The 23,639-nt window shown below is 31.0% G+C and carries 25 protein-coding genes and 1 pseudogene; 22 read left to right on the top strand and 4 right to left on the bottom strand.

Annotation, left to right across the window (positions count from 1 at the left end; translation table 11 throughout):
* Positions 1 to 35 precede the first annotated feature (35 nt).
* Genes ACJDT4_RS21140 through ACJDT4_RS21125 form a run of 4 tightly spaced genes read left to right on the top strand, consistent with a single transcriptional unit; the run spans position 36 to position 3,637 of the window.
* A complete protein-coding gene (locus tag ACJDT4_RS21140; RefSeq protein ID WP_406789587.1) occupies positions 36 to 632 on the top strand; it encodes a restriction endonuclease subunit S in 597 nt (198 codons plus the stop codon).
* Positions 623 to 2,167, top strand: coding sequence for a type I restriction-modification system subunit M (locus ACJDT4_RS21135; protein WP_406789586.1), 1,545 nt, complete (start codon positions 623 to 625; stop codon positions 2,165 to 2,167). Before ACJDT4_RS21140 ends, ACJDT4_RS21135 begins: the two co-directional genes overlap by 10 nt.
* A gap of 12 nt (positions 2,168 to 2,179) precedes the next feature.
* Positions 2,180 to 3,397: a restriction endonuclease subunit S gene (locus tag ACJDT4_RS21130; protein WP_406789585.1), complete on the top strand. Its 1,218-nt coding sequence runs from the start codon at positions 2,180 to 2,182 to the stop codon at positions 3,395 to 3,397.
* 18 nt (positions 3,398 to 3,415) lie between these two features.
* Positions 3,416 to 3,637 (top strand): YdbC family protein, encoded by a 222-nt coding sequence (locus ACJDT4_RS21125; RefSeq protein WP_406789584.1) that lies wholly within the window; start codon positions 3,416 to 3,418, stop codon positions 3,635 to 3,637.
* 100 nt (positions 3,638 to 3,737) lie between these two features.
* Here ACJDT4_RS21125 and ACJDT4_RS21120 read toward each other — a convergent pair whose 3' ends face one another.
* The gene (locus ACJDT4_RS21120; protein ID WP_231016727.1) at positions 3,738 to 3,998 is read right to left on the bottom strand and encodes a hypothetical protein; all 261 of its coding nucleotides are present in this window, start codon (positions 3,996 to 3,998) and stop codon (positions 3,738 to 3,740) included.
* A gap of 257 nt (positions 3,999 to 4,255) precedes the next feature.
* On the opposite strand from ACJDT4_RS21120, the gene ACJDT4_RS21115 reads away from it, so the two are divergent.
* The 9 genes from ACJDT4_RS21115 (at position 4,256) to ACJDT4_RS21075 (ending at position 12,920) form a co-directional block, all read left to right on the top strand.
* Complete coding sequence (locus ACJDT4_RS21115; RefSeq protein WP_406789583.1) at positions 4,256 to 5,107, top strand: hypothetical protein; 852 nt, start codon at positions 4,256 to 4,258, stop codon at positions 5,105 to 5,107.
* 26 nt (positions 5,108 to 5,133) lie between these two features.
* Entirely contained in the window at positions 5,134 to 5,397 is a 264-nt protein-coding gene (locus ACJDT4_RS21110) for a phage holin (protein WP_406789582.1), read from the top strand.
* Positions 5,398 to 5,409: 12 nt separating this feature from the next.
* Positions 5,410 to 5,547 carry an SHOCT domain-containing protein gene (locus ACJDT4_RS21105; protein WP_406789581.1) on the top strand — a complete coding sequence of 46 codons (138 nt, stop codon included), beginning with the start codon at positions 5,410 to 5,412 and terminating at the stop codon, positions 5,545 to 5,547.
* A 132-nt stretch (positions 5,548 to 5,679) separates the two neighbouring features.
* Complete coding sequence (locus ACJDT4_RS21100; protein WP_406789580.1) at positions 5,680 to 7,281, top strand: recombinase family protein; 1,602 nt, start codon at positions 5,680 to 5,682, stop codon at positions 7,279 to 7,281.
* A gap of 305 nt (positions 7,282 to 7,586) precedes the next feature.
* A complete protein-coding gene (locus ACJDT4_RS21095) occupies positions 7,587 to 7,886 on the top strand; it encodes a hypothetical protein (protein WP_406789579.1) in 300 nt (99 codons plus the stop codon).
* Positions 7,883 to 10,375: a hypothetical protein gene (locus ACJDT4_RS21090; protein ID WP_406789578.1), complete on the top strand. Its 2,493-nt coding sequence runs from the start codon at positions 7,883 to 7,885 to the stop codon at positions 10,373 to 10,375. Before ACJDT4_RS21095 ends, ACJDT4_RS21090 begins: the two co-directional genes overlap by 4 nt.
* A gap of 15 nt (positions 10,376 to 10,390) precedes the next feature.
* Positions 10,391 to 10,927 carry a hypothetical protein gene (locus tag ACJDT4_RS21085; protein ID WP_406789576.1) on the top strand — a complete coding sequence of 179 codons (537 nt, stop codon included), beginning with the start codon at positions 10,391 to 10,393 and terminating at the stop codon, positions 10,925 to 10,927.
* A gap of 13 nt (positions 10,928 to 10,940) precedes the next feature.
* Complete coding sequence (locus ACJDT4_RS21080) at positions 10,941 to 11,309, top strand: hypothetical protein (RefSeq protein ID WP_406789574.1); 369 nt, start codon at positions 10,941 to 10,943, stop codon at positions 11,307 to 11,309.
* A 669-nt stretch (positions 11,310 to 11,978) separates the two neighbouring features.
* Positions 11,979 to 12,920 (top strand): alpha/beta hydrolase, encoded by a 942-nt coding sequence (locus tag ACJDT4_RS21075; protein ID WP_406789573.1) that lies wholly within the window; start codon positions 11,979 to 11,981, stop codon positions 12,918 to 12,920.
* A 61-nt stretch (positions 12,921 to 12,981) separates the two neighbouring features.
* On the opposite strand, the gene ACJDT4_RS21070 is transcribed toward ACJDT4_RS21075, so the two are convergent.
* A complete protein-coding gene (locus ACJDT4_RS21070) occupies positions 12,982 to 13,875 on the bottom strand; it encodes a LysR family transcriptional regulator (protein WP_406789572.1) in 894 nt (297 codons plus the stop codon).
* A gap of 188 nt (positions 13,876 to 14,063) precedes the next feature.
* Between ACJDT4_RS21070 and ACJDT4_RS21065 the strand changes: the two genes are divergently transcribed.
* The 6 genes from ACJDT4_RS21065 (at position 14,064) to ACJDT4_RS21040 (ending at position 19,812) form a co-directional block, all read left to right on the top strand.
* A complete protein-coding gene (locus ACJDT4_RS21065; RefSeq protein WP_406789571.1) occupies positions 14,064 to 15,083 on the top strand; it encodes an amidohydrolase family protein in 1,020 nt (339 codons plus the stop codon).
* 46 nt (positions 15,084 to 15,129) lie between these two features.
* Positions 15,130 to 16,299 (top strand): alpha/beta hydrolase, encoded by a 1,170-nt coding sequence (locus ACJDT4_RS21060; RefSeq protein WP_406789570.1) that lies wholly within the window; start codon positions 15,130 to 15,132, stop codon positions 16,297 to 16,299.
* Positions 16,300 to 17,100: 801 nt separating this feature from the next.
* Positions 17,101 to 17,292 (top strand): YwbE family protein, encoded by a 192-nt coding sequence (locus ACJDT4_RS21055; protein ID WP_406789569.1) that lies wholly within the window; start codon positions 17,101 to 17,103, stop codon positions 17,290 to 17,292.
* A 254-nt stretch (positions 17,293 to 17,546) separates the two neighbouring features.
* A complete protein-coding gene (locus ACJDT4_RS21050; RefSeq protein WP_406789568.1) occupies positions 17,547 to 18,551 on the top strand; it encodes an NADH:flavin oxidoreductase in 1,005 nt (334 codons plus the stop codon).
* Positions 18,552 to 18,558: 7 nt separating this feature from the next.
* Positions 18,559 to 18,654: a DUF2196 domain-containing protein gene (locus tag ACJDT4_RS21045; RefSeq protein ID WP_406789567.1), complete on the top strand. Its 96-nt coding sequence runs from the start codon at positions 18,559 to 18,561 to the stop codon at positions 18,652 to 18,654.
* 213 nt (positions 18,655 to 18,867) lie between these two features.
* Complete coding sequence (locus ACJDT4_RS21040; protein WP_406789566.1) at positions 18,868 to 19,812, top strand: NAD(P)-dependent oxidoreductase; 945 nt, start codon at positions 18,868 to 18,870, stop codon at positions 19,810 to 19,812.
* A 134-nt stretch (positions 19,813 to 19,946) separates the two neighbouring features.
* Here ACJDT4_RS21040 and ACJDT4_RS21035 read toward each other — a convergent pair.
* Positions 19,947 to 20,288 (bottom strand): annotated as a pseudogene (locus tag ACJDT4_RS21035) (TetR/AcrR family transcriptional regulator); the annotation flags it as partial.
* 180 nt (positions 20,289 to 20,468) lie between these two features.
* Here ACJDT4_RS21035 and ACJDT4_RS21030 point away from each other — a divergent pair.
* The gene (locus ACJDT4_RS21030) at positions 20,469 to 21,653 is read left to right on the top strand and encodes a multidrug efflux MFS transporter (protein ID WP_406789565.1); all 1,185 of its coding nucleotides are present in this window, start codon (positions 20,469 to 20,471) and stop codon (positions 21,651 to 21,653) included.
* Positions 21,654 to 21,669: 16 nt separating this feature from the next.
* Complete coding sequence (locus ACJDT4_RS21025) at positions 21,670 to 22,317, top strand: MBL fold metallo-hydrolase (RefSeq protein ID WP_406789564.1); 648 nt, start codon at positions 21,670 to 21,672, stop codon at positions 22,315 to 22,317.
* A 228-nt stretch (positions 22,318 to 22,545) separates the two neighbouring features.
* On the opposite strand, the gene ACJDT4_RS21020 is transcribed toward ACJDT4_RS21025, so the two are convergent.
* Positions 22,546 to 22,866, bottom strand: a complete 321-nt coding sequence (locus ACJDT4_RS21020; RefSeq protein ID WP_406789563.1) for a winged helix-turn-helix transcriptional regulator — start codon at positions 22,864 to 22,866, stop codon at positions 22,546 to 22,548.
* Positions 22,867 to 23,014: 148 nt separating this feature from the next.
* Between ACJDT4_RS21020 and ACJDT4_RS21015 the strand changes: the two genes are divergently transcribed.
* On the top strand, positions 23,015 to 23,569 hold the full coding sequence (locus ACJDT4_RS21015) for a flavodoxin family protein (protein ID WP_406789562.1): 555 nt from the start codon (positions 23,015 to 23,017) through the stop codon (positions 23,567 to 23,569).
* Positions 23,570 to 23,639: the final 70 nt, after the last annotated feature.

Genomic DNA, 23,639 nt, shown 5'->3' with positions numbered 1-23,639 from the left:
CTATTTTACATAATAGCATAATCGGGGGTGAGGTTTTGAAAATAGATGCTATTGGTAAAGTAATTCATGGAGCTACTATATCCAGAATAGAATCTAAATCAGGTGAAGAGTTTTATACTTACCCTGTATTTACAATGCAGGAATTGAGTAGGGAAACTGGTCAGTATGGCATAAAAGAAGAATTTCAAGAAGTAAATATAATAAAGGAAAAATTTGATAAAAGTTTTTTGTCAGAGATTAATATGGTTGTTATTGGACTTACATCTTACAAGGCTCTTGTAATAGGGGATCAAAATAAAGGAAAGCTAATAACTTCAAATTTTGCTATTATAGAGTTTAATAAAAATATAATTGACCCCTTTTATTTTTCTTGGTATTTTAATGAACACCCAAAGATTGAAAAACAATTAAGAGTAGCTATGCAAGGCTCAATTATTAGAGCGTTATCTATTCAAATGCTTAGGGAACTAGATATAACAGTGCCATCATTGGAAAAACAGGAAAAAATAGGAAGGCTATATTACTTACGAAAAAGAAAAGAAAAATTGTTGTTTGAGAAAAAGTCATTAGAAGAATTATTTTATAAGCAATTAATAGTTGATAAATTGAAGGAGGACTCAAAATGTCAGTAAGTGAAAAACAGCAGGAACAACAAGCAAATCTACATACAAGATTATGGGCTATAGCAAATGATTTAAGAGGAAACATGGAAGCCAATGAATTTAAAAGTTATATATTAGGCTTGATATTTTATCGCTATCTCTCAGAAAAAGTAGAAGGGCGTGCTGAAAGGTTATTGAAAGAAGATAATATTTCCTATTTAAAAGCTTGGGAAGATGAAGAAATGAGGGAAGCTTTACAAGAAGAACTACTTGGTGAAATAGGATACTTTATTGAGCCTAAGTATTTATTTTCTTCATTAATGAAAGCTATTGAAGATGGTAAGTTTGACATTGAAATGCTACAAGGAGCTATAAATGACATTACAGAATCAACATTAGGAAATACAAGTCAAGATGATTTTGATCACTTATTTGATGACATGGATTTATCTTCTACAAAGCTTGGTAGAGATGTAAAAAGTCGTTCTAAGCTTATTGCAAAGGTCATGGGAAATATTGTACAAATAGATTTTAAGCATGAAGATGCTGAAATTGATGTTTTAGGGGATGCTTATGAATATTTAATATCACAATTTGCAGCAACAGCAGGTAAGAAAGCAGGAGAATTTTATACACCTCAGCAAGTTTCTAAGATACTAGCAAAACTTGTTACAGTAGGAAGAAAAGATTTGAAAAATGTATATGATCCTACATGTGGTTCAGGTTCACTTTTATTGAGAGTTGCTAAAGAATCAAATGTTCGTAAGTTTTATGGGCAAGAATTAACTTCTACAACATATAACCTAGCACGTATGAATATGCTGCTTCATGATGTGTCTTACCAAAATTTTGATATTAAAAATGATGATACCCTGGAACATCCAAGACATATTGATATGAAATTCGATGCAGTAGTTGCTAATCCTCCATATTCAGCTAATTGGAGTGCAGATGATAAATTTTTAGAGGATGAAAGATTTAGTGCATATGGCAAGTTAGCACCAAAATCTAAAGCGGATTATGCTTTTGTTCAGCACATGATTTACCAATTGGATGATAAAGGAACTATGGCTGTAGTACTTCCTCATGGGGTATTGTTTAGGGGAGCAGCTGAAGGAGCTATTAGGGAATATTTGATTAAGGAAAAAAATTATTTAGATGCAGTAATTGGTTTGCCAGCTAATATATTCTTTGGAACATCTATCCCTACAGTTATTTTAGTATTTAAAAAGTGCAGAGAAAATAGTGATAATGTTTTATTTATAGATGCTTCACAGGAGTTTGAGAAAGGTAAAAATCAAAATATTCTTAGAGATGAAGATGTTGAAAAAATAATTCAAACATATATAAAAAGAGAAAATGTAGAAAAATATGCTTATGTTGCTACATTAGATGAAATAAAAGAAAATGACTATAACTTAAATATTCCAAGATATGTGGATACTTTTGAGGAAGAAGAACCTATTGATATTGAAGCGGTAAAAAGTAAGATAGAAAATATAGATAAAGAGATAGCTGAGATTGATAAAGAATTAGAAGTTTATTTAAAAGAACTTGGAATATAGGATGGTGATATTATGAATAAGACACCAAAGTTAAGATTTAATGAGTTCAATGGAGATTGGAAACCGAAAAAGTTGGGAGAGTTGCTTGAATTCAAAAATGGTATTAATGCCTCAAAAGAACAATATGGATTTGGAATTAAATTTATAAATGTATTGGATGTTTTGAACAATGATTATATTACTTATGATAATATAATCGGTAAAGTTGATATTGATGAGGAAACACTAGAAAAAAACAGTGTAGAATATGGAGATGTCCTGTTTCAAAGAAGTTCAGAAACTAGAGAAGAAGTAGGAACAGCAAATGTTTATTTAGATAAAGAAAAAAAAGCTACATTTGGAGGGTTTATAATCAGGGGAAAGAAAAATGGAGAGTATAATCCAGTTTTTATTAACAAGCTTCTAAAGACTAGTAAGGCTAGAAAAGAAATAACATCAAGGACCGGTGGAAGTACACGTTATAATGTAGGTCAAGAGATACTTAAAGAGGTAGAATTATTATTTCCATCAGATGATGAACAAAAAAAGATAGGGAAATTTCTTTATTTAGTTGATATAAAAGTGCAAAAACAAAATGAAAAAATTCAAATAATGCAAAATTATAAAAAAGGTATAATGCAAAAAATTTTCAAACAAAAAATAAAGTTTAAGGATGAGAATGGAAGAGAATATCCTAACTGGCAAGAAAAGAGACTTCGTGAAGTTTTAAAAGAAAGAAAAACTTATTCTACTAAGGGTTTAGAATATCCACATGTAACATTATCTAAAGATGGTATTTATGATAAAGGCGAAAGGTATGAAAGAGATTTTTTGGTTAAAACAGAAAATAAAAGTTATAAAGTTACTTTGTTGGGGGATATATGCTACAATCCTGCAAATTTAAAATTTGGTGTTATTTGTATAAATAATTATGGTGATGCTATATTTTCACCGATATATGTTACTTTTGAAGTTAACAAAAATTTTGACAATAACTATATTGGCTATTTTCTTATGCGCAGAGATTTTATAGATAGAGTTAGAAGGTATGAAGAAGGAACTGTTTATGAAAGAATGTCTGTTAAGCCAGAGGATTTTTTGAAATATAAAACAAAATTTCCATGTTTATGTGAACAAGAAAAAATAGCAAAATTATTTATAAAAATCGATGAAAAGATTGAGAAAGAAAACGATAAACTTGTGTTATTGAATACTTTAAGAAAAGGATTGCTGCAGCAAATGTTTATATAATAAAGGAGGTATAATGAAATGCCAGGCATTAAATATGCAATCAAGCAAAACATAGGAACTCTTTCAGAATCACTAAAAGGCTGGAAGAAAGAATTAGATTTAATTTATTGGAATGACAAAGAGCCTAAATATGATTTAAGAGATTGGGATTCTGAACATAAGAAAATGGGTAAAGGTATTACTTTAACAGCAGAAGAATTGAAGAAACTTAAAGATGTTCTTAATGAAATGAAACTATAAATGTAAAAGCACTAGGTACTTTCCAAGAAGCATCTAGTGTTTTTGCATTTATAAAGATTAATATTTTTTTTAGAGTAAAGGTGCGATTTTCTACTAATTGCTATAAGTTATCTTCAATCCAATCTTTTACAGATGATTGTTTTCTAATATTTGATGGCAATTCATCATGAATTAATTTTTCGATTTTTTTGCCATTAGATGTTGAAGAAGCTATTTTATTAATCATATATAATACTTCATATCCTTCATGTCTATTAAATAATGTACTATCTGGCTCACCAGAAACTTTAGGATCATCATTTTCATAGGCTGTCCATGAATAGTCATCATAGACCATGTCTGATTTTTTGTATAAAGCCATTTAAAAAACCTCCTTATATTAGAATGCACCCTTACTGTAGTAAAAAACATTAACAACCATATTATAACATAATATATAATAATTTTAATAAGATGCAAATATATATAGTAAGTTTTAATGTCAGATACAGCAGTATTTGGTGTTTTATTTTGTCTAAAAATATTTAAATTGGTATCTTAAGGGAGTATAATTTAATTATTATGAAATTTTAGAATAGAACAAATTTATATATACATAACAGATTGGGGGCAAAATTTATGCAGCAAAGGCAGATTAAGATTTATAGTTTTGGAAGAAAGAACATTATTGATGGAGTTATTTCTGCTGAAAATTTAGAAGAAAATATAATAACATTAACAGAAAGTTTTCTTACGTTTGTTTATGAATGTTATAAAAGTGAAAAATTATTAGATGGACAATTTATAGATGAAATAATAAAAGTAATGCTGCCAGCATCTGAGGAAGATGCTAAAGCTGAATGGGACAATGGATTAACTTTTAACGATAAAAAATATTATGCATGGTTTGCAACCACAAGCGGCATGAAAAAAGAAAATTTGGGAAAATGTGAAACTATATTTTTAAGGGAAGATTTCTGTAATTTTGGCAAGGAATTTGAAGTGTTAATTTCTTTAGGCAAATTTAAAGAAATAGAGGACAGTAAGGAGAAAATCTGTATTAATAAGGATGTTCTAAGCAGGTTGTCATTAGGAGTTAGTAATTGCTATATGGCAGGGGATATGCCTGATGTTATAGTATTGCCACAGCCTAAGTTTCATATGATAAAGGATTATAAAACCGTAGAAAAATATAAAGAAAAGGTTAAAGATAAAAATGATGAGGAACGAGAAAGGATAAATTATAATTTAATTGATTACAATTTCGATGATGATATAGATGTTTTTGATGGAGGAGCTATATCAACTCCTAAAGTTTTTAGACAGATACAAAAAGAATTAAATATTAACTATGATGTAGAATTTGCAATCATAAGAGGCTATGGCATTGGAATAAAAGGAATGATTACTAAGTTTGATATTCTGAAATATTTAGATGTTTTCTATAAAGAAAATACAGATTTTTATAAAAAAATGACAAATATTATTTAAAAGATATGTTTAAGGGGAGAATTATAATGGAAAATAATAATAATCAAGTACAAAATAGCAGTGAAAATAACAATGGAGTAAGCGAAAATAATCAAAAGCAAAATAGATTTAAAAGCATGGCATCATGGGCAGCAGTAGCAGCTCTGGTGCTTTTTATTTTGAAAACTTATGGACTTTTAGCACCTATAGGACTTACAGAAGATAGTTACAAAGAGCTAACGACTTTAATATTTTCTGTGCTTACAGCCTTTGGAATATTTAATGATCCTACAAATAAGGGAAGTTTTTAAGAGGTGATATAGGTGTTTGTTGCTCAAAATAATTCAGTAGAATATTTAATCAGTAAATCTATATTAAAGGAGCTTTTAAAAGATAAACTTATAACAGAAATTGAGTTTACTAAAATAGATGCGGAAAATAAAAAATCCTTTAATAAATAAATTGAGGGCTTGAACTGCAATGGTTCAGGCTCTTTATTTTTTGAATTTTTGTACATGTTCCCACTGCCTAAATTACTTGCTTTGAGGCGGTAGTAGAGGTAACATGTATTACCAATGAAAGGAGGTTTTACGTTGAAAAAGATAACTGCCATTGCAGCAAGAAATACAGTGTCTGCTGATAATCAAGAGTTATTAAAAAAGAGAAGGGTTTGTGCATACTGCAGGGTGAGCACAGATAGTTTGAAACAAATGGAATCATTTGAAACACAAGTTTCTTATTATGAAAGTTATATAAAAAGCAAAACTGGATGGGATTATGATGGCGTTTTTGCAGATGAAGGTATTTCGGGTACTGGAACAGGTAAAAGAACAGAGTTTAATAGAATGCTTAAAGTTTGTGAATTAGGAAAAGTGGATCTGATAATAACGAAAAGCATATCAAGATTTGCAAGAAATACAGCTGATTGTTTAGAAGTGGTAAGGTACCTTAAAAGTTTTGGGGTAGGTGTATATTTTGAAAAAGAAAATATAAATACATTAAATGCTGACAGTGAAGTGATTTTAAGTATATTAAGCTCTATTGCACAAGATGAATCAAGGAACATTTCAGAAAATGTTAAATGGAGTATTCAGAAAAATTTCAAGAAAGGAAAATTTGAAATTAATACAAAAAGATTTCTTGGCTATGACATGAATGATAAAGGTAAGCTTATTGTAAATAAGGAAGAAGCAGAAATAGTAAAGAGAATTTATAATAGGTACCTTGAGGGCGAAAGTTTCAAGGCTATAAAATTAGAACTTGAAAAAGATAATATAAAAACTATATCAGGAAATGTTTTATGGAGTGAAAACTCAATAAAAGGCATTTTAAAAAATGAAAAATACTATGGCGATGCTGTGCTTCAGAAAACTATAACAACAGATTTTCTAACACATAAAAGAGTAAAAAATAAAGGTGAAGTTCGGCAGTATTATGTTGAAGATAGCCATCCAGCAATAATATCAAAGGAAATGTTTCAAAGGGTACAGGAAGAAATAAAGAGAAGGGCATCACTTGCAGGCTATTCAGAAAAAACGAAAAGTAGATACAGTAATAAATATGCCTTTTCAGGCAAGATAATATGCGGTAATTGTGGCAGTAAATGCACAAGAAAAATGTGGGGACCCGGTGAGAAATATAGAAAATATGTGTGGCTTTGTACCAATCATATAGATAATGGAAATGAGGCTTGCAGTATGAAGGCAGTGTCTGAAGAAAAACTAAAAGCTGCATTTGTAAGGTCTATAAATAAAATTATTGAAAACAAAGAAGCCTTTCTAAAAACTATAATGGATAATATAAATAAGGTATTAGAAAGTGAAACAAATGGCGATGAAGTGCAAGCTACAAATGAAAGATTGGAAGAACTGAAAGAGCAAATGATGAACCTAGTAAGGTTGGATGTAAGGAAAGGCTTAGATCATGAAATTTACGATGAGGAATATGGAAGGCTTGAAGAAGAAATAAAGCAGCTGAAGGCAAAGAAGCAAAGGTTTGATAATGTGGAACTTATAAGGAAGAATGGGATTGAGAAGGTAAAAGAAATTGAAAATATATTAAGAGGCAGGCAAAATACTATTAAGGAATTTGATAAGGAGCTTTTTGGGCAGATGGTGAAGGAAGTGAAGGTGGTAAGTTTGGTGGAGGTGGAAATCTGTTATAAAAATGGGGTTGTGGTAAAACAAATATTGTAAATGTGTAATTGATAAAAGTATTAGTAATGTTTTTTTTACTAATACTTTTATTTTGTATTGTAGAAAAGCGACCATAAGCATATTTGGTATTAAATTCTGATTTTTTAATCATAATTCTTATCTTCAAAGTCACATTTTTTATAGTATGTGTCTTTGGAGCAATTTTTAATATACAGCTAATTAATTAAAAAATTTATTTAAATAAATTAAAAAATGGATTGAAACACATTGAAATTTATGGAGCATAATAGTAATATTAACATAAAAGCATAAACTGATTAGTGAAATTATGAGAGGTGACACTATTGGGAGCAAGTGAACTAGAATATTCAGCAAGTATAATAAGTGAATGTTCATGCAATATAAAAAATGGAAAAAGCAGTTTTTCTAATGGACTAGGTACTACGAACTTAGATAATAGAGATGAAGAAAACTTTGCAGTACTTCAAATATTTAATACTATAAAAACGGAAGTGGACACACTTACAAATTTGATGGATGAAATAGCGGAAGAACTTCGTGAAGAGGCAAATCGTTTAAGGCAGGCTGAAGAAGAAGCAAGAGAAAAAGCAAAACAGCAAGCTGGGGCGGGTGCTTCAGCATGATTTCTGTGGATTTTGAAAAATTAAAAGAACTTTATGAAATTGTAAATAGATTTGAAGGTACAGTTAGCGAAAATTTAAGCAGAGCAGAAGCACAAACCTCTGGTATAACTGCAAGTGGGGACAGGCTTCTTTGTCATTTAAACGAAACCAAGCAATTTTTAGATGACGAAATTTCAAGGTATCAAAATTTAGAAAGAAAATTAAATGAAAAGGCAAATGCAATTACCTTTAGAGGTTCAAAAGCATTAAATGCAGTATACATAAATAATATAAGCGAAAATATACAAGTGAGAGTAGTTAATGCAAATGCAGAAGCTTTTATACCTCTAGCGTTAAATGGTGATGCAGCGCTTGAAAGCAAAAGCAGTGAATTAAAATTAAAGAGTGAAAATGCAGTTGATAAAACTTTAAAAGCAGCGGATGAGAAAGTGGATTCAACAATTGATATGGTAAAAAATACAGCAAATGAACTTAAGAATTTTGCAGAAGAAAAAATAGAAGATGTAGATAAGGCAATAAAGAATGCAGAGGAATACATAAAGTCGGAATTATCGGAATTAACACGACAAATAAATTCTGTATTAGAGGAAATTTTTAAGACCTTTGAGAATAAGAATTTTCAAAAGGCTGGAACAGATTTTTTAGTTCTATTAGCCTTTAAATCAGAAGAGTTAACTACAAGCAATAAATCAGAACTAAAAGTACTTCCTAAGTTTGAATCTGAATGTGAAAACAATCTAAGTAACGACTTCGATAATTTCAAGGCGGATGTTTGGAATGAATTTAGTAAAAACCATCCCGGAGGAGCAAAATTACTTAGGGACACCTCAAATAAAATAAATGATTTAGAGGGAATAATAAAGAAATCGTGGGAACTATACAAGAAAATTGATCCTAAACATGCTGGAATTTTAGCAGGAGCATGCACATTTGCAAAAGAAACTGTAGAAATTCCATATGATGCAGCAGAGTTTTGTGGAAAGCAGTGGTATAACCTAAGGACTGATACAAAGGGTACTCTTTTAAATTGGCTGGATACTGGCGAAAAGATATATGGTCTTCTAAATCCACAAATACCAAAAACAGCAGAACAGTTGGAATTTGAAGGCAATTTGCTTAACTCTATAAAAAACAGCGTAGATAAAAATTTAATTAATGGAGACGAATATACTAGAGCGAAGTTTGGTACAGAAGTAGTATTGAATATAGCTACACTTTTTTCAGGAAAAGGAGTATTGAAAGCTGCATCTGAGGCTGATAAGGTGGAGAATGTAGTAAGACTTAGCAAGGATGCAAGTGAAATGTCCAAGCTTGAAAAGGGTACATCATATGCAGAAAAAATGTCGGAATTATCAAGCAAACTAAAAGGTCTTGGCAAAGTTAGCGAGGAAATGTTTAAGAATACGTTAAATGAAATATTAAGTCTTCAAAAATCAATAACAGATAGGTTTGGTGGTATAGCAGAAAAGTTAAAAAGCATAGATAAAGAAGTGGAAATTAGAAATGAAGCGAAAGAAATAGCCGAAACTGCTAAGAAAAGTGAAGTTGAAGAAAAAACAGTAAATGATATAATAATTGAAAAGAATGAAATAGGTTCACCTGCAAAGGTTGATGAAGATATAAAAAAAGTAAATGTAGGCAGTGATGAAGAAAAAATAGAAACTGATTTGGAGAAAGTAAGTGACCCTAAGAGTGAACAGCTTAAAGATGTAAAAGACAGTGGAGCAAATGAAGAAATAAATACAAAGGCTGATGAGGCTAAAGTCGTAGGTGAAAATTCAAAAGTTGATAGTAAGAATGCAGAAGAAGTAAATGTAGAGTCTAAGACTGATGAAGTTGCTGGAAAAGAAGGTGCTAAGGGAGTTAGTGAAGCTAATGAGGATGATTTAGACACAAGCATACTCGATATTGATAAAACGAAGATGACTGATGCACAGTTTAAACAACTGTGCGATGTTGCTAAACGATTAGATGCTACTCCAGAAAATGCAATTAAAATAGGTTCGGAAAAAACTTGGAGTGAATTTTTAGCCGCAAATTCATCAACAGATTTGAATAAGAGTGCTGAAAGTTATATAAAATTGATTACTGAACAATCTCCTTGGCCAGAAGGATATACACCTGTAATAACAACATTGAAAGGTGGAGAGCAGTTTAATATGGTTTTAAATGCAGATGCAGAATTGGATGAATTAGGTGGATGGGGATTAATTGATGATGTGCCAGATATTAAATTTGTTAATAGTAATATGGGAGTAAAATCTAATTGGAAAACAAATTTAGGTAAGGTAGTACGATGCGAAGTTAATGATGGGGTTACATTAAATGCATTTTCTGGACCAATTGGACCTCAAGTTGATTTAGCTGCTGATACATATTTGCCAGGAGATTTATCATTAACACAGCTTGATTTATTTAATGGAATGGGCAAGATAGAAAGAACAGACTATATTCATGCAATTAGTGGTTCTGAAATATATTTAAAGTAGTGAGGTATAGTATTAATGAATATTAAAATCGATGAAAGTGTCAAATGGGAACAGGATGGCGAGATAGTTGAAATAAAGATAGCAGATGTTTTAGTAGCAAAGAAATATGGTTTAAACAAAGTATATATTAAAAGATTGGATAATGATAAAAGTGAGATAAATGAATATTATGATTTGAAAGGAAGACTAATTTATTCATATGCAAGAAAAAGTGGAAAAGTGGTTTGCTATGATAATGCAAAAATTCATGATTTTATAGTTGATGATTTGATTTCAATTAAATATTGTGAAAAACATAAAAGATTTGTTGTTCAGGTTGGTGTAAAAAGAACAAATAGTAGAATAATTGTATTGAATAATGTAGGAGATAGTCTATATGAGGTTAAAGCTCCTATGCATTATACATTTTATAGTTTGTCAGAAAATGACAATGAAATAGAAATAATATGTCAAGGAGATGAAGAAATGGCAGATAAGTTTGGACGAAATGATTGGCGTTTTTCAATTGACGTATTAACAGGTAAATTAATAAAGCAATCATTAGCATATTAAGAGAATGCTAGCTATGATAGAGAATGAAATGTATGCGATTTATAAAGGTAAAGAATGCAAATGTGATATAGAAGATGAAAACACTATTAGTATTTATAGCTCATCATTGGATGATGGTTTTAGTGACTTTATGGGAGTATACTATATGGATGTATCGTTTAAGGATTGTACACGAGTTTATAAAAAAACATTATGCTTCAAATATAACAATGATAGTTTTCTTATTCGTGAAGAGCATGATAATAAGGTTTTACTTGAAACGGGATCAAGATCTTATGATTTAATTAGCTTAGGATTTAAACGTGTTCTTAATGATATATTTCAAAAATGGGTATCATTAAGTGAAGGGAAAAGGTATTGGGCAATTTATGATTATAAATAGAATTGATTAGGTATAGCTATTAATAAAAGATATTTAAAGGTATATGCAGTGTCAGCTTACTGCGAAGAACGAGTTTGTTAAAAATTATTTGAACTAAGGATTAAAGTTCCCAGTGAAAAAGATGGTTTCCTTTTCACCTTATAGCTTGTCTTCATGCACGTGGAGACGGTTGTGTTGCTACGAAGAAAAATTATATAGAAATCCTTAATTTTAGGCACTTCGTCAACTATGTACAAAAATATAATATAAAATCACCTGCTTTTATATGAAAAACCAGGTGATTTTGTATTCGGAAAATGGAGGAGGTTCTCCTTATTATTTTTTTTCTAGAAAAAGAATTATGATAAATTGATTCTTGATAGTAATTTTTAGCATCACAACTATTAAGAACTATATATTTTTTGAAACACAGTATTATTCAATTTTACGGTGTTTTTTAATAAGTTAAATTCGATACCTTCACCTTAATCATTATGTAAAAAGTATTTCTTGAATTAATAGCTTTTCATACATATATGTATGAAAAATATATATTAGTCATTAACAATAATAGCTAATATAATAGTAGATGTTAGGACTTTTAAGAAGTTTTACATCCTCATGAGGAAAGCAAAATTCAAGAAATGACCTATCTTTATTTAATTTAATTAATGAAAGGGGAAAATTATTATGCCGTTAAATCCTAAGTATAATGAATTTTTAAAACAAGATTTTGATAAAATGTATGACATGGGAGTTGATAAGGTAAGAGAGCTATATTTTGAAATGGTGAAAGCAGGTAAAGGAGTTCACAAACAGGTTGGTTCAGTAGAAGATCGCATTGTTAAAACTTCAGTGAGAGATACAAGAATTAGAATTTATACTCCCGAAGAAAAAGCTTCAGATGGAGTAATTATTTGGATGCATGGTGGTGGATTTGTATTAGGAGATATTGAACATGGAGATTCTACTTGCAGAGAATTATGCAGCAGAGTAAAATGCCTTGTAATAAGTATTGAATATGGTCTTTGCCCGCCACAAAGGTTTCCAGATCCTCAAGAAGAATGCTATGAAATTGTAAAATTTATATATCAAAATGCTAAGAAATTTGATATAAATAACAATAAGATTTGCGTTGCAGGTGACAGTGCAGGTGGAACTCTTACTGGTTCTATTTGCCTGATGGCTAGAGATAGACAAGAATTCCCCATTGCCTTCCAAATGCCTGTTTATGCATGCTTTGATTGGAATGATATGGGAGAAAGAAAATCCAGACGAGAAAATGGTAAGGGATACAGGCTTACACAATATGGTATTCAATGGTTTATTCAATTTCTATATAAGGATCGCATAGTTGATGGTAATAATGAGCTGGCATCTCCGTTACTTGCTAAACACTTTGATAGACTTCCTCCTGCATTAGTTATTACAGCTGAATTCGACATATTTAGAGATGAAAATCAGGACTACGCGCAGGCATTGGTTGATGCTGGGGGTGAAGCAGAATATGTATGTTATCCTGGAGATCTTCACGGTTTTTTAGGTTTCAAGCAATTAGGGCTTGAATCTCCCGATCATTGCTATGATTTGATGGCTGATAGAATTACTAAGGCTTTCAATAAGATAAAATAGGCTCAAGTACTACCTATAAATTTTTAAATATAGATTGATACGGTAGATCTAATTTACATCTCTAACAATTGTTATATCTATGTTTTTCAAAATAATCAATTATATAATCTTTGAATTGTTTAGCTGCCTTTGATAAATAATGATCTTGAACAAAAGATAAAGAAGTTGTTTGTTTGCAAATAGGTTCTATTATATGCAAAGCAAAAGGTTTATTTTCTTGGAGTCCACTCCATTGAGATGTTGGGAGTAGAGATATTCCTAGATTTAAATTAATCATATTTATTATGTTTGCTGCTATATCACTTTCAAAAATAATATTTGGAGTAAAACCGGCTTGATGGCAGAGTGTTTCTGTTAAATCACGTATACTAAAGCCCTTCGGTAAGCTGATAAATGGTTCATTGGCTACCTCAATTAAATTAATAGACTTACGATTTGCAAATCTGTGTCCGTAAGGAACAATTAAAAATATTTCTTCTGTTATTAGTGGTATGCATTTTATATAGTCACCCTTAATAGGTAGTGAAGAGATACAAAAATCAACATCACCATTTTGAAGTTGCTGCTGCATTTTAACTGTTGTGCCTATGGTTTGACGAAAACTTGCATGTGGATAAAGTTCTAAATAACCTTCAAGGAGTTTTGAGAATGGATATAAATTATTTACAGCTATAGATACTTTCTCGTTTTCATTACCTTGCATATCCCATAGTTCTTTTTTTGCATCATCAAGCTCAAGGAACACTCTTTCTACTCTATGAAGAAATACTTTGCCAAACTGGTTAAGTTTAATCTGTCGCCCTATACGATCAAATAAAGGAATGCCCAAGTCTTCCTCTAAACGCCCAATAGCTTTACTTAAAGATGGTTGTGCCACATGAAGTTCATCAGCAGCATGGGTCATATGTTCATGCATAGCAACTGTCTGAAAATATTTTAATTGAAGTAAGTCCATATATTTTTCACACTCCTTAAATTAATAATCTTAAAGCTATTAATATAAGAAAAAGTATACATTAATGATTATTGATAATCAAGAATAGAATAAATATTATGGATGTGCAAAAGCCACTTTTGATATAAGGAATTCCTATTACTTTACTAAATCAAAATTGTCAAAATTAAAAATAAAGGAGATAAGCTATGGAAAATAACCTAGAAAGTCTAATAAAAAACTATAAAGGAAATGGTATACCTAAAATTGATATGCATGTACATTATCTACCACAAGCTTATAAGGCTGCATTATTAACTAGAGGAGAAAGAACCCCAGATGGATTTCCAACTCCTAAGTGGGATCCGGAAGTACATTTAAAAACAATGGAGCAGCTAGGCATATCTAGATCAATGCTATCAATTTCATCTCCTCATATTAATTTTGGGGATAGAGATGCTGCTAAAATTTTAGCTAGAAAAGTAAATGAAGATGGAGCAGAACTTGTAAAAAAATATCCTGATCGATTTGGTCTTTTTGCCTCTTTACCATTGCCTAATGTAGAAGATAGTGTAGAAGAAATTCAATATGCAAAGGATATTTTGCAGGTTGATGGTTTTGCTTTACCTACTAATGCGCAAGGAGTCTATTTAGGAAATCCTTGTTTGAATCCTGTATTTGAAGAGTTAAACAGGCATAAAGCCGTGGTTGTTCTTCATCCAAATAAACCTAGTAAGGTTCCTGAAAATGTTGTTGAAGGTTTGCCTATTCCTATGATGGAATTTTTCTTTGATACAACTCGTACTGTAATTAATATGATATTAAAAGGGACATTAAAGAAATTTCCTGATATTAAATTTATCATTCCTCATGCTGGCGCTTTTTTGCCAATACTTGCTGATAGGATTGCTCCTGCAATTCAAATGACACCAGACTTATTTGGTGAGAATATAAAAGGAGAGGCAGATACGATAGATATATATGATGCTTTAAAAAGTTTATATTATGATGTGGCTGGAGTTTGTCTTCCTAGACAATTAGCTGATCTTTTGCAAATTGTTAATGTTGAGCATTTATTATATGGGAGCGATTATCCGTATACACCAAGGTTTGGGAGTATTATATTAGCGGATGCTTTAGATAAAACTAATTTGCTTGATAATAAGCAGCGTCATGCTATCTATCATGATAATGCATTGAAATTATTTTCACATTTAAAAGATGAATAAAATTTATTAGGACATATATATTGTGGTGAAGGGAATGATGGTTAATATGAAAAATAATGTTGATTTCAATCTAGGTGAATATCAATTACATGCTAATCCTAATTTTAATTATCAATTAAACCGAACCTACAACGTAAGTAATGGGAATCTTGATGAAATTTTAGAGCTTGCTAAAAAAATAACTGATATTAAAGCATGGGAAAAAGAAATGATGTTTCTTGCTAAAAAGGCATTAAAGGAAGACAGAATAAAAGATGCTATTGCATATTTCAGAATGACAGAATTTTTTATGTATGACGGTAACCCAGATAAAATAAAAACATATGATAAGGCAATAGAGTTGTTTTATAAATATCATGATGAATTGTTTCAATCTGGAATATTAAAATTTGACCATGTTCAATATGATCAAGGGTATCTTCCAGTAATACATGCGGTACCTGAAGGGAAGTGTGTAGATACAATTTTAATACATGGGGGATTTGATTCCTATATGGAAGAATTCCTTCCTTCGGTATTATATCTTAGGGAAAATGGATTTGAGGTATATTTATTTGAAGGTCCAGGTCAGGGAAATGTATTAAGAAAACAGGGCATTACATTTTCAATTAAATGGGAAAGACCTGTAAAGGCTCTACTAGATCATTACAATTTAAGAGATGTGACAATAATAGGCATATCCATGGGGGCTATTCTGGCACCAAGGGCGGCTGCATTTGAAAATCGAATAAAAAGAGTTGTAGCCTGGAGTGTATGTGTTAATATGCTTGAATTACTTCTTGATGCTGTTTCTACAAAAGAAAAAGAGACTTTAATAAAATTGCTAAGAGAAAATGATAAAGATGCTGTAAATGATATAATGTATAAACAGATGAAGGAGGAACCTTTAATAGATTGGTCAATGCATCATGGTTTTTATAATATGGGGGTAAATAATCCTTATGATTACATGCTTGCAGCAAATAAATATGAATATAGGGATGTTGCGGATAGGATTACACAGGATTTTATGTTACTAGGTGCTGAAAAAGATCATTTAATACGTATAGAAAAATATAAAGATGCTATTGATAGCCTTAAAAACGTAAAATCATTAACATATAGAATGTTCACTGAGAAAGAGAATGCAGCAAGCCATTGTAATACTGGAAATCCTAAATTAGTTCTTGATACTATCATTTCATGGATAAAAACTATTAAAAATAGAGAGCAGTAGTTTTTAAGGTATTTATGGAAAGCATTTTAAGAGTTGTTAAATCAATTAAGGATATAGTAGAAAACAAAAATTCAAATAGAAAATCTATGTCGGACAAACTCAAAGGTGAATTTGAAAAAAACTTTTTATAGAACGGCAGCAGATAAGAAGTTAAGAAAAAAATACTTTAAACATAAAAAAACAAAATTGTAAATGACAATGTAGTGTATTTAGATAATAGAGGAGAACAAAGTCCAGACGGAGGATGTTACCCTTCTTTTTAAGTTTTAGATTGGTAATTTCATAGACTTTTTTAATTTTAAAAGCAACTGATATATAAGTGTATAGATTTATATATCAGTTGCTTTTAAGTATGAATATAATATAGCTAATCAGCTTTCAATTAAGGTATAATTCATGTAGAAAAAGCTTAAAAGTGGCGGCAAACCTTTTGAGATGATGAACTTAACGAAAATTTAGTATGTAACAATTGTGATTTAGCTATGAGGAGGAATTAAGATGGATAAAACAAACCCAGAAAAAGCAATTAAAGAATTGACTATGCTGCTGATGTATTTGACATGAGACTACTTATATCGGATAAGTACAATTAAATACTTCAATGAGTGAATTATCTGAAACAGACATTAAACGATTATACGCAGTGTCAGCTTACTGTGAAGAACGAGTTTGTTAAAATTGTTTAAAACAAGGATTAAGTGTACAATGAAAAAGATGGTTTCCTTTTCACCTTATAGTCGTCTTCATGCACGTTGAAACTGTCATAAAACTTTATAGAAAATAAGAAAGAAGAGTAATACTATGGATGGAACGATACGAAAAAATATCAAAGTAGGAACAAAGGTCCTTGTTGTTCAAAAGCAAGACCAGCGTTCTGGAAAGTTAACTGAAGGTGTTGTGCAAAGAATCCTTACAAACTCAGAGGTTCATCCCCGTGGTATAAAAGTAATGCTTGAGGGTGGAATTGTAGGAAGAGTTAAAGAAATAAAATAGAATTTAAGTATTATGAAGAGCATTCAATCTTGGGGTTGGGTGCTTTTTATTATAACTTAGATTAGTAATTTCATAGTTTTTTTATTTTAATGGCACCAGATGTATAGGGATGAGAGTTATATTGTAATTGCCTATAAGTACGAATATAATATAGATAATTAGTTCTTAGTTAAGGTACTTAAGAAAAGTTTTAAAGTAAGATAAGTTATATAATAGAAGAAAGTATAAAAATAAAGAAAGAAGAAGTGATGAAAATGTCATGTTTGATTAAAGCTTTAGATAACTGTAAACTTGCATTAAATAATAGATTGGTTTTTCCACCAATGGCAACTGGAAAATCAGATAATGGAATGGTAAGTCAGGAAATACTAGATTATTATAATGAAAAATCTAAAGGTGGTTATATATCCTTAATTATTATAGAACATAGCTATATAACACCTCAAGGTAGAGCGAGTAAAGGGCAGCTTTCTATAGCAGAGGATTGCAATATGGAAGGCTTGAAAAAATTAGCAGAGGTTATTCATAAAAATAATTCAAAAGCAATAATGCAAATTAATCATGCAGGAAGTGCAACTAACATAGATATTACAGGGGGATATGAGAATGTAGGCCCTTCAGCTGTAATTAATCCACTAAAGAAGACTGATGTCCCAAAAGAACTTACTAAAGAGGAAATAAAAGAAATAATTGAAAGCTTTAAAGCAGCAGCAAAACGCGTAAAAGATGCAGGTTTTGATGGTGTGGAAATTCATTCTGCGCATTCATATCTTTTAAATCAATTTTATTCACCAATAACAAATAAGAGAACTGATGAATATGGAGGAGATGTATTAGGCAGAATAAAAATTCATCTAGAAGTTATAAAAGCTGTAAAGGAAGCGGTAGGTAATGAATTTCCAGTTCTTCTTAGACTTGGAGCTTGTGATTACATGCAAGGAGGAACAAAAATAGAAGATAGCAAAATAGCAGCCGTAGAATTCCAAAAAGCAGGAATAGACATATTAGATATATCAGGTGGATTATGCGGTTATACTGCTCCAGATGGATCTAAAGAACAAGGATATTTTTCAGAAATTACAGAGGCCATTAAGGAAGTTGTCTCAATACCTGTTATATTAACTGGTGGAATAATAGATGCCAAGGCTGCTGAAAAATTACTTTCTTCTGGCAAAGCTGATCTTATAGGTGTAGGAAGAGCTGTATTTAGAGATTCAATGTGGGCAAAAAATGCAATTGAAAGCTTAAAGCATTCTTGAAGGGGTTGTGCAAAGAATCCTTACAAACTCAGAGGTTCATCACCGTGGCATCAAAGTAATGCTTGAGGGTGGAATTGTAAGAAGCGTTAAAGAAATAAAATAGAACTTAAGTATTATAAAGGGCATTCAATCTTGGGGTTGAGTGTCTTTTTGTTAGAATATAGGCAGTTCTTAGATTATTATATTTAAAATCAAAAATTAGGGAACAATTAATCCATAAAGCTTTGATAAAATTAAAAATCTGCTATACAATATTTATTATAAAATGAAGATAAAATTTCCAATTATAATATATAGCATGAAAGGTGGTTTAGCAATGAAGATTCTTATAGTCGGCTATTTTACAGAGGCATCAAAATTAAATATCATAAGGCACTTTCCAGAAGAATGGGACGTTGTAATTATCCCACCAGGTAAAGAAATGCTGAATCATATTAAAGATTGTCAGGTAATCATACCTGAACATATTAAAGTGGACAGCAGCCTACTATCTATAGCAAAAAAATTAAAGTTGGTACAGACGGGTGCAGGGTTTGATAATGTAGATATTGATGCTTGCACACAGCAGGGTATTTGGGTGGCCAATGCTGCAGGAGTGAATGCACAGGCAGTGGCCGAGCACGTAATGGCACTGATATTATCTTATTATAAAAATATACCGTTTCTTGATGCTTTCATGAAGAATAGGATGGATGAAAATCAATTGGATTATACAGGAAGTGAATTAAAGGGCAAAACGATTGGGATTATCGGCTTGGGAGCCGTAGGTAAAAAAGTAGCTGAGTTTTGCAGGGTTTTTGATATGAATGTGCTGGCTTATGCTAGGAATGCGGCTGTACAGTCTGATGGTTTTGTGAAAATAACGGATTTCGATACTCTTGTAAGCACATCAGATATAGTAAGTGTACATGTATCATTGAATGGACAGACCAAACAGCTGATAAACAAAGAAGTATTCAAGAAAATGAAGAGCACCGCACTTTTTATCAATACAGCCCGAGGTGGGATTGTAAATGAAAGAGACTTGATAGATGCATTAAAAAACAAGGATATTTTAGGCGCATGCCTGGATGTGTTTGAATCTGAACCACTTCCTATTGACAGCGAGCTCAGGAATTTTGGCAATGTGATACTTACTCCACATACAGCAGGCATGCCTGACGGTCTCAAATTCCACAAAAAAAGATATGATTTCTTTGTGAATAATATAAAACGTGTAGAGAATGGTGAAGAGCCTAAAAGTAAGCTAAATATATTATAATAATTAAAAAAGAGTTAATGTTTCTAACAAGGGAGCATTAACTCTTTTTTAAATGATAGAGTTAAATAGTATATTTTAGAGAATTCAAGAGCATGTCTAGAAAAATTTTAAATCCTTAAAAATCATTTGGAGACTATTTCTTCATTTTTTGTACTTGGAATATCCATAAAAAGTCCGTATGCAGTTCTATTTTCAAAAGCAAACTCCAGGTAAATGTTGGCAAATTATCTAATAGCTTCATCACCACTTTTTCCAATTAATCTCTTCATTAATGATGAATTTAGATCATTTAAAAGATAAACCGTCATTCCTATTTTTAGGTCCACTATATTATTGAAATGATTGTATAAAGAAGGATATTTTATACCAAGCTTCTCTGCAAGTTTAGGAAAAGTTACTTGATTAAGACCAATTTCATCTGCTAATGACAAAGCAGCAAGAATAATTTTTTCTTTTGTTAAATTTCGTTTTTGCATGAGTATATCACTCTCCTGTAATTACGCTTCTTAAAAATAGTTTATCATCATATAATATTTTTACTAAACTATATTAATTATTTACAAACTATAAAATATAGTTTACAATTATACTGTAAATGATATTGCGTTTCTTGTTGATATTTTTGATATGAAAAAGACATGAAGGGGAGGATATCTATGAAAATGTGGAAGAAAAATTTATTAGTTTGCTGGTTTAGTATGTTCGTAACGGGAATAGGAATGAGTCAGATTGCACCAATAATGCCTCTTTATATAAAACACCTTGGTATTTCTAATACTTCTTCAATTTCACAACTTTCAGGAATTGCTTTTGGAAGTACTTTTGTTATTTCAGCCATTTTTGCTCCTATTTGGGGAAGTGCTGCAGATAAATTTGGGAGAAAGCCAATGCTTTTAAGGGCGAGTCTTGGTATGGCATTGGTTATAGCTTCCATGGGGCTAGCATCAAATGTATATGTACTTATTGGACTGAGATTACTTCAGGGAGCTATAACTGGCTACGGTACAGCCTGCACTACACTTATTGCAACACAAACTGATAAGGAACATGCTGGATATGCATTAGGTACACTTTCAACGGCAAATATTGCAGGTTCGCTTATTGGTCCGAGTATTGGAGGACTTATTGAAGAATTATTTGGGGTAAAATATGTATTTTTTATAACAGGTGGATTACTTTTAATTGCTTTTATCACGACACTTCTATTTGTAAAGGAATCTTTTGTCCGAGAAGATAGAAAAATACTTACGGCGAAAGAGGTTTGGAGTAGCATTCCGGAGAAGAGCTTAACTATTGTATTGTCTGTAACCTTTTTAATAATAACTATGGCATTGTATACAATTGAGCCAATTGTAACTGTATATGTTACACAATTAAGCAAAAATACTAGCCATATTGCGCTTATATCTGGATTGGTATTTTCAGCTTCGGGACTTGCTAATATAATTGCTGCGCCTAGATTAGGTAAGCTTTCTGATAAAATAGGAGCACATAAAGTTATGTTAATTGCACTTATAGCTGCAGGACTTATTTATATACCACAGGCTTTTGTAAAAAATCCTTGGCAGCTTATGATACTTCGCTTTTTATTAGGCTTAACCTTGGGTGGATTAAATCCGTCTGTAAATATATTGGTTAAAAAAATTACGCCAACTTCTATTACAGGAAGAATTTTTGGTTTTACAACATCGGCAGGTTATTTTGGTGTATTTGCTGGTTCAGTTTTAGGAGGCCAGGTAGCAGCAAGACTTGGAATTAGTTGTGTTTTCTTTGTAACAAGTGCATTACTGCTGTTAAATGCTGTGTGGGTTTATTTTAGATTATATAAAAAATTAACTTAGTATGGAGGGATTTTAAATGAAAATTAAATGGTTTGGGCAGTCATGTTTTATGGTGGTAGCTAAAAATGGTACAAGAATATTGATGGATCCTTATAAGGATGCTTTAGGGTATAAGTTGCCAAAGGAGCTTGAAGCAGAGATAGTAACAACAAGTCATGAGCATAGTGATCATAATTGTATACAAGCAGTAAAGGGGGACTTTGTACACATAAATAAAGTAGATACTTTTTTTGAATATGGTATAGAAATAAAAGGTGTTGAGACCTTTCATGACAAAGTATTAGGAGCAAAGAAGGGCAAGAATACTATATATAATTTTAATGTTGATGGGATAAATATTTGTCATTGTGGTGATTTAGGGCATACTCTGGATTCTAATATTATGAAGGAAATAGGAAATGTAGATATACTGCTTATTCCTGTTGGGGGAGGATATACAATAGATGCTTTTGATGCGGTTAAGGTAATGCAGCAGTTAAAGCCTATAGTTATTATACCAATGCACTATAGAACAAAAGCATTAGGAGTGTTAGGTTTTAAATTTGAAAAGGTTGATAAATTTATATCCGCATCAGAGCTGCCAGCAAGAGAGTATGCAGAACTTGAGTTAGATAGTTCAAATATTAAAAATTATTCAGGAATTGCCGTGTTAAAATATGACTAATGTTTAAAAAATAAAATAATCCAGTAACAGAGTAGTAAAAGCTTATTTTATGTTCCCTCAGCCTCATGGTTTGGGGAATTTTTAACTTATGCATAAAAGATAAAATTGGATAGTTTAAAGAAATTAACTTAAATAAAGCTTTATGTGAGAATAGATACAATGTTCTATTCTCACATAATAAAATTGTACTTTGAAAGTTGAATAATGTGGTGAAGTATAGTATAAAAATTACAATGTTTCTTTTTTATATTTATAAACTTCATCTCCCCATTCACCAAGACCCTGTAAAACAACTATGAGTTTTTGACTAAGTTCTGATAGTTCATATTCTACTCTTGGTGGAATTTCATTGTATTGACGACGAATAATAAGACAGTCGTCTTCAAGCTCTTTTAGGTTTTTTGAGAGCATTAGACTCGATATTCCGCTAACTTTTCTTTGTAATTCATTAAATCGGATAACTCCAGTTTGGGACATAACCCAAATGATTAATAGTTTCCATTTTCCATTTATAATTTTTAAAGCATATTCTATAGAACAGTCTTCCATAAAGATAACCTCCATTACTTATATAAATATTAGTAGCTAAACATTTTTTGCGTACTTGTTAATTTATATGTTACTTAATATAATGAAGTTAGTCAATAGATAATTGACTTGATTTAAGAAGATTCTATATTAAAAGGAGAAATGTGAAATGTCAAAGGTAGTTATTTTCAATGGTAGTCCAAGAAAAAATGGATATACTTCAAAATTATTAGCAGAAGCTGCAAAAGGAGCACAATCTAAAGGTGCTGAGGTTATTGAATTTGATTTAAATAATCCTGGAATTCGTGGATGTCAGGGATGCTTTTATTGTCGTACACATGATGGGTGTGCTGTTAATGATTATCTCCAACCAATGTATGATGCTATTAAGGAAGCTGATGCTATAGTATTTGGTTCTCCAATATATTATTATAGAATTACAGGTCAAGCAAAGGTTTGGTTTGACCGTACATTTCCAATGCTTGGCAATGATTATAAACCAAGACATCCAGGTAAAAAATTTATAACGATATTTGTCCAAGGAAACCAAGATTCTAAAATAGGCGCAGATGGCGTTGAATTTGCTAATAATATGTTAAAAGAATTAGGTTGGAAGTTAGAGGATAGTATTCATTATTGTGGAACTAGTCATAATTCTGATTTGGCAATTTTTAATGAGTTATCTGTAAGAGCATTTAAAGATGGGGAAAATTTAGTTAAATAAATTCCTAATATACAACTATTAAATAAACATAATTGTAGATTGTATTGAATTGTAATAAACATCTATATGG

Source organism: Clostridium neuense, assembly GCF_045310695.1.
In the GTDB taxonomy this organism is placed as follows: domain Bacteria; phylum Bacillota; class Clostridia; order Clostridiales; family Clostridiaceae; genus Clostridium_S; species Clostridium_S neuense.
This window is presented reverse-complemented; position numbering and strand designations above follow the sequence as displayed.